This is a genomic window from Natronomonas sp. (assembly GCF_036625485.1).
Classification (GTDB): Archaea; Halobacteriota; Halobacteria; order Halobacteriales; family Haloarculaceae; genus Natronomonas.
The window spans coordinates 1-7,251 of sequence record NZ_JAZKTR010000123.1 but is presented as its reverse complement, the minus strand read 5'-3'; the positions used below and the strand labels follow the sequence as shown (position 1 = coordinate 7,251).

Here is a 7,251-nt window from a genome sequence, read left to right as displayed (position 1 = left end):
TCCTTGACCGCGAACAGCCGGAAAGCCCTCGGTGGGTTCGCGGTCGCTAAGCGGGCACTATCCGACCGCAGGGAGAATATCCGGTTTAGCGACCGCCAGCCGGCTGAGGGCTTCGGAGGTGGTGGCGGTCGAAACGTCGCCGCACCTAGTATATAAAGAAACGAATCTAGCGTCTCATCCCGACCAGAAACGTTCTAGCGCGAAATCGAACATATCGGTGCTGACGGGCTGGAATTCCTCCCGTTCGGCCTCGCCGAGCAACTCTCGAACGCTGTCCCAGGAGTCCCGCGCGTAGCGTTCGTCACAGAGCACCCGCACACCTGTCTCCCCGGGGCCGCGGATCACGCGGCCGATGGCCTGTCGGGCCTTCCGAACGGCGGGCACCGACAGCGCGTATTTGAAGCCGTCGCCGAACGCCCGGTCGTAGGCGGTCCGAACGGCCCGCGTCCGGGGGCTGGCGGTGTTGATAATCGGGACGCCGCAGATGATGGCCGCCGACAGCCGGTCGCCCTTGTAGTCGACGCCCTCCGTCAGGGTCCCGCGGAGGCTGGTCACCAGCACCTTCGGCTCCCCATCGAAGAACTCCTGTTTGAGGTTCTCCGTGGCCACGTCGTCGGTCGCCTCGTCGAGCAGGACCTCCTTGTCACAGTTGTCCAGCACCGAGGCGGCCCATTCGGCCTCGCGGTAGGAGGGCATCCCGACGAGGACGTTCCCGGGTGAGTCGGCGACCCGTCGAATCGCCGTGGCGTGTGCTCGTCGGGTGTCGGTTTTCTCGCCGGGGTCGCCGCGATTCGAATAAGTGAACTTCGGCGCCGCGAGTGCGAAGGAGGCGCGGTTCTCCTCGGGGAACTCCAGGCCGTAGGTCCGCTCGACGACCGGGCGGTCCTCTTCCTCTTCCAGATGCTGGAGGCCCGTCACCTCGGTGAAGACGTCCAGCGGCTCCAGGGTCGCGCTCATGAGTACGCCCGCGCCGAACTCCCCAAGCTGCTCGCCGATGGCGCCCGCCGGCAGGCAGTTGTGCAGCGAGAAACTGGCAGTGTAGGCTCGCTTCCACGACTCGGCCGGTTGCGTGTCGTCCCACGTCCGTTCGAGCTCTATCTCCCGGAAGAAGTCAGTGTGGTCGACCCGATACCACGTCGCCAGCGTGCGGCCGACGCCCGAGACGGCCCGACGCTTGTCGTCGTCATCCAGCGTATCGAGGACGTGCTTGGCGACCGCACAGACCGTCTCCGCACGGGTCCAGATGCGCGCGTCGAAGCCGTTGCGTTCGGCCCACCGCGTCAGCTCGTCGGTGCCGGGCGTCTCGGGGTCCCGAAGCGGGATCTCGCCGTCGGCGAGGTCGGTCAGGTTCCGCTTCCAGCCCGGTTGTTCCTCGTCCAGATGTTCGGTCACCCGCCGGTCGAGTTCGTCGCCGAGTGCGGTGAGGAATCGGCGGGTATCGCGCAACTCCGAGAGGGTCACCTCCGTCTCCTGGAGTTCCTCTCGAATCGTCGCCGCCTTCTGCTTGGCCTCGGCGCCGTGCTGGGCGCCGTGGCCGGCCTCCTCGATGGCGGCGACCGGTTGGATGACACGGGAGAGTTCGTTTTCGGCGTCCCGCAGCGCCCGGTCGGAGACGCTGTCGCCGACGAGGTCACGGACCCGCGGTTCCAGCATGTGGGCCTCGTCGCAGACGACGAACGTCTCGTCGTCGATGAGCGCGCCAGTGAAGGATTCGACCGTCGTCGGATCGAAGGCGTGGTAGTAGTTGCCAACGAGGACTTCCACGTGCGACAGGAGCGCGCCCATCACCGAGTGGGGACAGGAGCCGTGGCCGCCGGCCCGCTGGACGAGGTCCTCGCTTTCGATGAGGCCCATCTCGGTGTGGTCGAAGGGGACGGCCTCGACGGGGTCGCCGTCCTCCGGCAGATCGTCGAGATACTGTGCGTAGAACGGGCAGTACTCGACGTCGTGGTCGCCGGCCTCGGGCGTGTCGTGGGGATAGGGCGTCGGTTCGCCCGCGGCTTCCAGAAACGATGCGCCGTTGTTCTGGGCGCCGGAATCGGCGAGGCCGACCTGCTGGCTCCTCGCCTGGTCGACCAGCGACCCCGGCGTCGTCTCGTCGGCCAGGCCTCGCGTGCGCTCGCGGAGGCCCTCGCATCGCTCGTAGACGTTCGTATCGTCGATATCGCCGGCGTTGGCGAGGTTGTAGGGACAGACGTCGGCCTTCCCGACGAGCGTCATCGCGGAGATTGGCTGCCAGTCGTCGGGCAGGTTATTGTTGATGGTCCGCAGGTCCTCCTCGAACTGTCGGAGTTGCTGTTTGACGCTCGTGAGGACGAACACGCGCTCGAACTTCGAGTCGGGGTCGCGAACGAGGTGGATGCCGGCGGTCAGCGCAAGCATCGTCTTGCCCGTCCCGCAGGCGCCCTCTAAGGCGAGAAAGCCGCCCTCGTCGGCGGTGTCGATGGCCGTCTCGATGCCGTCGACCTGGTCGTCGTAGGGCTCGTCGTGGCCGAATATAGGCCGCCAGTCGGGACGGGCACTCGTCTCGTCGTCGGCGGTTGCGGCCGCCTCGTCACCCTCGGAGGACACACCGCGAACTGACGCGGCTTCACCTAAAGACGTGTCGAACGTCTAGACGAGACTCGCGCCGTCGAAGTCGTTGCGGTCGACCTCGATATCGAGCAATTCGAGGATGGTGGGCGCGATATCGTAGAGGTCCGAATCCGAGACGGTGGCGTCGTCGTTGTCGATGAAGAGACAGGCGTTGTCGAAACTGTGCATGCCGTTTCGAGGGCCGGTATCGAAGACCTTGTTGCCGCCGCTGAACCCGGATTTGAGGTCGAAGCCGTGGTTCGGGATGACCACGAGGTCCGGCGCGATGTCGTCGTGGTCGCCGCGGAAGGCCTTCTCCTTGGTCACGACACGGTCGGCGACCTTCCGGCCGTTGGGGCCCTCCAGTTCCTCCAGTTCGGCTTTCAGTTCGGCGCGGACCTCCTCGTACTCGTCTTCGGGGACGGACCCGCGCGGTTCGCGGCCCTCGAGGTTGATGTAGAAGCGACCCGGAATCAGCGAGTAGGCCGTCGTCTCGTCGCTGATGTCGCCGAGGCTGTCGTGGTCGTCCTCGTCGTAGGAGAGCCAGTCGTTCTCCTCGAGCCAGACGTTGCATTTGACCTCGTGGTCGAGTTGCGTGAAGCCGTGGTCGGAGGCGACGATCATCGTCGTCTCGTCGTCGAGCATGTCACGCAGCTCGCCGAGATAGCGGTCGACCTTCTCGTAGAAGTCGAGGAACTCCTGTTTGTACTCGCCGCCCTGCGTGTAGTGTTTGAACAGGAAGTGGTTGACCCGGTCGGTCGTCATGAAGACGCCGAAAAAGAGGTTCCAGTCGTCTTCTTGGATGTAGTGTTTGAACGCGTCGAACCGCGCGTCCAGCGTCCGGTGGGCGTCCTCGATGAACCTCTCTTTGTCCTCCTTGTGGCCCAACTTGGCGTTGACGTCGATCTTGTAGTCGAGGTCCTCCAGCGTCTCGCGGAGTTCGTCGGGGTAGGCGGCCTTCTCGACGCCGGGCGAGAGGAACCCGGAGACCATCCGCTGGACGTCCCGGTCCGGCGGGAACGTCACGGGGACGTTCATCACCGTCGCCTCGCGGCCGGCGTCGTCGACGCGGGTCCACAGGCGCTTGGCCTGTACGTCCCGACCCATCGGAACGTAGGTATCGTAGCTGCCGACCTCGCGGTCCTGGAAGCCGTAGACGCCGGTCTCGCCGGGGTTGACGCCGGTCGTCAACGCGGGCCAACAGGCGCTGGATTCGGGCGGGACGATGGAGTCGATCGCGCCGCCGCTGCCGGCTGCACCCATCTCGTTGAGGTTCTCGAAGACGTCTTCGTTGTCCGCGATAAGGCTGTACGGAACGCCGTCGATACCGAAAAAGGCGACTCGCGGTCCCTCGCCGCCGCGAAGCCGGTCGAACAATCCCATACACGCGTGTGGGACTGGCGGCTACAAGAAGGTTCGTTTCGCGTGTCAAAAGCGGCACCGATCGTCGAAACCGGCAAAAGGCGTCGCGGAGTCTTAGTCTTCGTCGTCCTCGTCGTCGGCCTCAACCTCGAAGTTCTCCGGAACGACGGTCATGTGGTTCATCCCCATCGGAACTCGCTTTTGGGCGCTCATACACGAACGTAACGCGCTGCACCCATATATATCACACCATAAACATAATGTATTGTCCTCATACTGGGTATGCTTGGTGGGCATAAGTAGTCGGAAAAACGAAAGAGTGAAGACGATTTCATATCTATTACTAAAGGGCATTTAAGGGGCGTCGGTATGCCTACAACGAATCCACCGCTCGGTTCGTAGCCCGGTTCGCGCGGACGTCGGGTTCGATTCGGTTCACCGGTGGACGAGTGGGACGAGAAAGCTATGGCTCTCGGCGGTTGGTAAATACGTGAAAAATCGGAACCGTGCGACCGCGTTACTCGAAATGCTCTTCGTAGAGGTCCTGAGCGTGCTCGATGGCGTCCTTGGCGGCCTGTTTGTCCTCCCAGCCCAGCGTCTCGACTTCCTTGCCCTCCTCGAGGTTCTTGTAGGTCGAGAAGAACTCGTCGATCTCGTCGAGCTGCTGTTGGGGGATGTCCTCGAGGTCCTGGATGTGGTCGTAGCGGGGGTCCTCGCTGGGGACGGCGATGACCTTGTCGTCCTGCTCGCCGTCGTCGTCCATCTTCATCAGGGCGACGGGGCGAGCTTCGATGACACAGCCCGGGAAGGTCTGGTCTTCGACCAGCACGAGCACGTCGAAGGGGTCCTCGTCGTCGTAGTAGGACTGCGGGATGAAGCCGTAGTCCGAGGGGTAGTGGACGTTCGAATGGAGTACGCGGTCCAGCACGACGCCGGGGATGTCCTTGTCGTATTCGTACTTGTTGCGCTCGCCTTTCAGGCACTCGACGACGGCGTAGATCTCGTCGGGGGCGTTCGGTCCCGTCTCGAGGTCTTCCCAGAGGTTCGCTCCAGCCATGTTCGGCGATGGGTGTGACGCCTGCAAAGACCTTTCGACACGCGCTTGACGCCCGGGGAAATCGGTAGTCCGTTACGGCCGTTCTTCGAGGTTCGTGCATCCGCGACTCTCAACAGATACCTGATATCACGGTTGGAAAACCTCTCTATTGTTCGAAGTTTTATAACTCGAATACCCGAAATGTGAGTGAATGGGGGCAGTACCGGCCGTTCCGTTGTTGTTGGATAAATGTTAAGTAGGTTCCAAACGTGTTGACTAGTATGTCAGAGGCACAGACAACTGCTCCCGATCCGGGCATCGCACGGGACCTTACGGCGTTCCAGCAAAACATCCTGACCATCCTCGCGGAGGACGCACGCTACGGGCTTGCGATCAAACGCGAACTCGAAACGTACTACGGCAGCGAGGTGAACCACGGGCGTCTCTACCCCAACCTCGACGACCTCGTCGAGATGGGCCTCGTCGAGAAGAGCGAACTCGACAAGCGGACCAACGAGTACGCCCTGACCGACGACGGACTCGAAGCGGTTCTCGACCAGCTATCGTGGACCTTCGCGATGGTCGCGACTGACGAGGAACGCACCGAACAGCTCCACGAACTCGTCGACCAGCACGCCTAACGGAGCGACCGGCCCGTTTTTTCGACCAGTCGCAGTGACGCAGCGACGGCCTCTAGCTGTTCGTCGGTCGGCCACGCGTTCCGGGGAAGGTACTCGGCGGTGAACTCCTCGCGTTCGCGTTCGGTGGCCTCCTCGACGCGCTTGGCGTAGTGGTTGCTCATGAAGTCCGCGAAGGCGTGGGCGGTCGGGCCGTGTGGCTCGCCGTGTTCGGCCTCTATCTCGTCGGCCACACGGCGGTTGTGCTCGGCGACGGCGTCCCAGTCGTCGGGGTCCCCGACACCCGACAGGGACGCTTCGACCGCCCGGTCGGTGTCCTCGATACGGTCGAGTTGCACGACACCGTCGTCGACCCACTCTTCCGGATACAACACGAGCGTTTCGCCGGTGTCTTCCTCGCGGACGCGGGGGACGTAGTCGTGGTCGGCCAGCAGGGCCTCCCGCTCGTCGAGATACGCCTCGCGTTCGTCGTCGTCGACGGCCTCGCGTGCGCGCCGAGTAAGCGTTATCACTCGGTCGATAACGTCTCCCGAGAGGCCGTCGGTGGCGGTTCCATCGCTGGCGTCTGCGTGTGTGTCGGTGGGTTCGTCAACCATCGAGTGCGTCGTTGACTAGTTCGTCGGCGCGTTCGTTTATCTCTCGCGGAACGTGGTCGATGGACCACTCGTCGAACGCCCGAAGCAACTCGCGGGCCCGGACGCGCTTCTCGCGGAGCGTCGGGTCGTTGGTATCCCACTCGCCGCGGACCTGTTTGACAATGAGTTCCGAATCACCCTTGACGAGGAGTTCCTCGAAGCCGATGTCGGCGGCGGCCTCCAGTGCCCGAATCAGCGCCTCGTATTCGGCCTGATTGTTCGTCGCTTCCCCGATACGTTCCGAGCCCTCGGCGACGATGCCGTCGCTGGTGACGATGACCCACCCGATGGCGGCGGGGCCGGGATTGCCCCGAGAGCCGCCGTCGAAGTAGACGTGTGCGCGCCCGCCGCCGCCCTCGATGACGCCGACGAGCCGTCCCGGCGACCCGCCCTGGACGACGACTTTCCCTTCGTAGGCGACCGCCGTCGCGCCCGCGTGGCTCGCTCGCCACAGTTCGTGGTCGGTATTGCCCGGTTCGACCTCGATACCGGCGGCTTCGAGCCGTTCGCGAGCAGTCGCGGGGTCGCAGTCGATGACGGGCATCGTTCCCGCTTCCCACCGTCCCGGTTTTAGCCCTTCCGGTTTCCGACCCGTTTACGCGAAAACGACCGGTCACGGGTGGCCGCCTTCTTGCGTTTCATGTCAGATTTTATGACGGGTTTGCGAGGCTTTAAGTCGAATGCTCGTATCACTATAAAAACGCGATGACACGGCCCACCCGTCAACGGGAGCGCGAGACCGAAACCGAGGGGGAAACCGCCGACCAGGACGAAACGACGGTCTGCCCGGAGTGTTCCTCGGACAATATCGTCAAGGACGCCGACAGGGGTGAGATGGTCTGTGACGACTGTGGGCTCGTCGTCGAGGAAGACCACATCGACCCCGGCCCGGAGTGGCGCGCGTTCAACCACTCGGAGCGACAGGAGAAGTCCCGCGTCGGCGCGCCGACCACCCAGACGATGCACGACAAGGGGCTGACGACCACCATCGACTGGAAGGACAAGG

Annotated in this window: 7 protein-coding genes; 2 read left to right on the top strand and 5 right to left on the bottom strand. The window is 63.7% G+C overall.

Annotated elements, in window-relative coordinates; genetic code table 11:
- Positions 1 to 174 precede the first annotated feature (174 nt).
- The 3 genes from V5A53_RS11390 to V5A53_RS11380 form a co-directional block, all read right to left on the bottom strand.
- Positions 175 to 2,571: an ATP-dependent DNA helicase gene (locus tag V5A53_RS11390; RefSeq protein WP_332313733.1), complete on the bottom strand. Its 2,397-nt coding sequence runs from the start codon at positions 2,569 to 2,571 to the stop codon at positions 175 to 177.
- A 42-nt stretch (positions 2,572 to 2,613) separates the two neighbouring features.
- Positions 2,614 to 3,957 carry an alkaline phosphatase family protein gene (locus V5A53_RS11385; RefSeq protein WP_332313732.1) on the bottom strand — a complete coding sequence of 448 codons (1,344 nt, stop codon included), beginning with the start codon at positions 3,955 to 3,957 and terminating at the stop codon, positions 2,614 to 2,616.
- Between the two features lie 496 nt (positions 3,958 to 4,453).
- Complete coding sequence (locus tag V5A53_RS11380) at positions 4,454 to 4,993, bottom strand: inorganic diphosphatase (RefSeq protein ID WP_332313731.1); 540 nt, start codon at positions 4,991 to 4,993, stop codon at positions 4,454 to 4,456.
- Between the two features lie 260 nt (positions 4,994 to 5,253).
- On the opposite strand from V5A53_RS11380, the gene V5A53_RS11375 reads away from it, so the two are divergent.
- Positions 5,254 to 5,613: a PadR family transcriptional regulator gene (locus V5A53_RS11375; protein WP_332313730.1), complete on the top strand. Its 360-nt coding sequence runs from the start codon at positions 5,254 to 5,256 to the stop codon at positions 5,611 to 5,613.
- Here the strand turns inward: V5A53_RS11375 and V5A53_RS11370 are convergent.
- Positions 5,610 to 6,206, bottom strand: coding sequence for a DUF7108 family protein (locus tag V5A53_RS11370; RefSeq protein WP_332313729.1), 597 nt, complete (start codon positions 6,204 to 6,206; stop codon positions 5,610 to 5,612). The genes V5A53_RS11375 and V5A53_RS11370 overlap by 4 nt on opposite strands.
- Positions 6,199 to 6,789, bottom strand: a complete 591-nt coding sequence (gene rnhA / locus V5A53_RS11365) for a ribonuclease HI (protein ID WP_332313728.1) — start codon at positions 6,787 to 6,789, stop codon at positions 6,199 to 6,201. The genes V5A53_RS11370 and rnhA overlap by 8 nt, the downstream gene beginning before the upstream one ends.
- Before the next feature lie 161 nt (positions 6,790 to 6,950).
- Here rnhA and V5A53_RS11360 point away from each other — a divergent pair.
- On the top strand, positions 6,951 to 7,251 hold a 301-nt coding region (locus V5A53_RS11360; RefSeq protein ID WP_332313727.1), incomplete at its 3' end, for a TFIIB-type zinc ribbon-containing protein.